Raw genomic sequence first — 2250 nt, 5'->3', positions numbered from 1 at the left:
GTGGTGCTCTGGATCGTGCCGCCTTCCGGCTTCCAGACGATCACCGTCGCCGGCCCGCATTGGTTGCCGCCGTCGCCGACATCGAACAGCGCCACCTTGACGCCGCCGACCTCGACTATTTTGTCGAAGAAGACATCGTAATTGCTGGCCAGCTGCTTGCCGTCATAGGCAAGCACCTTCTCGCCATACTGTTCCTTCTGGGTGATGGTCAGCGTGCCGCCTTCGAATGGCACCGGGGCCTGCTTGTCGTCATCGGAAGCATCGGCGGCGTTCGTCCCCTGATCGGCGGACGGCTGCTCCGTCGCCGGGGCCGGCTGTGTGGCGGGCGTCTGGGTCTGCGCAGACGCGCTGGCGATTTGCCCCAGCAACAAGGCCAGCCCGCAAAGGCCGGCAAGAAGCGAACGTGTCATGACTGTCCCTCCACTCAGTCGCCGCGAACCGGCCCGAAAGGCCAGATCCACCCGTCCGGAGCGCGCCGCTCAGGCCCAGGGGCGCTGTTCGGCGTTGCGCTTCTCGAACGAAGCGATGGCGCCGGCTTTCTCCATGGTCAGGCCGATATCGTCGAGCCCGTTGAGCAGGCAGTGCCGCTTGAAGTCGTCGAGGTCGAATTTGACCACGCCGCCATCCGGCCCACGGATTTCCTTGGCTTCGAGGTCTACCGACACCGTGGCATTGGAGCCGCGCGAGGCGTCGTCCATCAGCTTCTCGAGATCCTCGGGGCTGACGGTGATCGGCAGGATGCCGTTCTTGAAGCAGTTGTTGTAGAAAATGTCGGCGAACGAGGTCGAGATGACGCAGCGAATACCGAAGTCGAGCAGCGCCCACGGCGCATGCTCTCGGCTGGAGCCGCAGCCGAAATTGTCGCCGGCGACCAGGATCTGCGCCTTGCGGTAGGCCGGCTTGTTGAGCACGAAATCCGGGTTTTCCGAACCGTCGTCCTTGTAGCGCATTTCGGCGAACAGGCCGGTGCCGAGCCCGGTGCGCTTGATCGTCTTGAGATAATCCTTCGGGATGATCATGTCGGTGTCGACATTGACGATCGGCATCGGAGCGGCGACGCCGGTGAGCTTGGTGAATTTTTCCATGGTTTTTGCCCGTGTTTTCGTTGCGGGGGAATTTGCTGAGGCCCGGTTTACACAAAGCCGGCGGCAAATAAAAGGCAACTGTTCGTGCATGGTGGCACAAGCCAGCCCGATGGTGCAATCTGGCGGCCATGGCAGAAAACGCACACGTCCTCTACGAAAGAGAACCCGCGCTCGACATCGCCGAATTCCGTCGCGTGCTGGTCGAATCCGGCCTCGGCGAGACACGGCCGATCGATGATGAAGCGCGGCTGCGGGCGATGCTGTCGGGCGCCAATCTGGTGCTGACCGCGCGCCTTGATATTCAGGGCAAGCCGCTGATCGGCGTCATCAGGGCGATCACCGACTTCTCCTGGGTCTGCTACATCTCCGAACTCGCCGTTTCCCGATCGGCACAGGGGCTCGGCATCGGCAAGGGCCTGATGGACGAGGCGCGCCGGCAGCTTGGACCATCGGTCGCCATCAGCCTGATCTCCATGCCCGATGCCGTCGGCTTCTACGAACGTATCGGCATGAAGCGCATGGCCGACGCCTTCTGGTTCGACCGCAAGGGCTGAGGCTCGCTCGAAATACTCTTCCGCAACCGTGGCGATCCTTCGCGCCAGCGTCAAAAAGGACCTTCCCTTCGCCCGCTCAAATCACATTCAATTCCCGGAACGCCCTTCCCTCCGCCACCCGCTCATACCCGAACGCCGAGCAATCCACCGTGCGATAACCGCCATGCACGATCAGCTCGGCCAGCGCTTTGCCCACTGCTGGCGCCTGCTGCAGGCCGTGGCCGGAAAAGCCGTTGGCGAATAGGAAATTGCCGACGTCGGGATGCGGACCGATCACCGCGTTCTGGTCGAGCGTGTTGTAGTCGTAGTGGCCGGCCCAGGCACGGGTCGGCTTGATCGCCTCGAAGGCGGGAATACGGGTCGCCAGCACCGGCCAGATCACCTCTTCGAACAGTGGCCAGTTTACCTCGAAGTCGCCGGGATCGGGTGCGCAGTCGCCTTCCTCCGGTTCGGCGCCGCCGGTGAGGTAGACCGAGCCTTCCGGACGGACATAGATGCCGGAGGGATCGACCAGCAGCGGCATGTCGGCATATTTCTCGCGCGCCTCGAAGACGAAGACATTGCGCTTGCGCGGCTCGACCGGCAGCTCGAGCCCGGCCATGGCAGCCACC

3 protein-coding genes and 1 pseudogene are annotated in these 2250 nt (G+C 63.2%); 1 reads left to right on the top strand and 3 read right to left on the bottom strand.

Annotated features, from left to right (window positions below; all coding sequences use genetic code 11):
- A pseudogene (locus ENZ75_RS29445) lies at window positions 1-410 on the bottom strand (hypothetical protein); the annotation flags it as partial.
- Window positions 411-479: 69 nt separating this feature from the next.
- A complete protein-coding gene (leuD, locus tag ENZ75_RS29440) occupies window positions 480-1085 on the bottom strand; it encodes a 3-isopropylmalate dehydratase small subunit (RefSeq protein ID WP_013528787.1) in 606 nt (201 codons plus the stop codon).
- Between the two features lie 128 nt (window positions 1086-1213).
- Between leuD and ENZ75_RS29435 the strand changes: the two genes are divergently transcribed.
- Window positions 1214-1639, top strand: coding sequence for a GNAT family N-acetyltransferase (locus ENZ75_RS29435; RefSeq protein ID WP_013528786.1), 426 nt, complete (start codon window positions 1214-1216; stop codon window positions 1637-1639).
- A gap of 76 nt (window positions 1640-1715) precedes the next feature.
- Here ENZ75_RS29435 and ENZ75_RS29430 read toward each other — a convergent pair.
- Window positions 1716-2250: FAD-binding oxidoreductase (locus ENZ75_RS29430; RefSeq protein ID WP_164888104.1), on the bottom strand; the 535-nt coding region annotated here is incomplete at its 5' end.

This window comes from Mesorhizobium sp. M7A.F.Ca.CA.002.04.1.1 (assembly GCF_004022805.1).
GTDB lineage: Bacteria > Pseudomonadota > Alphaproteobacteria > Rhizobiales > Rhizobiaceae > Mesorhizobium > Mesorhizobium ciceri.
This window is presented reverse-complemented; position numbering and strand designations above follow the sequence as displayed.

Coding starts and splice junctions, on each gene's coding strand:
- leuD (WP_013528787.1), bottom strand. CDS start 1,085: ATGGAAAAATTCACCAAGCTCACCGGCGTCGCCGCTCCGATGCCGATC.
- ENZ75_RS29435 (WP_013528786.1), top strand. CDS start 1,214: ATGGCAGAAAACGCACACGTCCTCTACGAAAGAGAACCCGCGCTCGAC.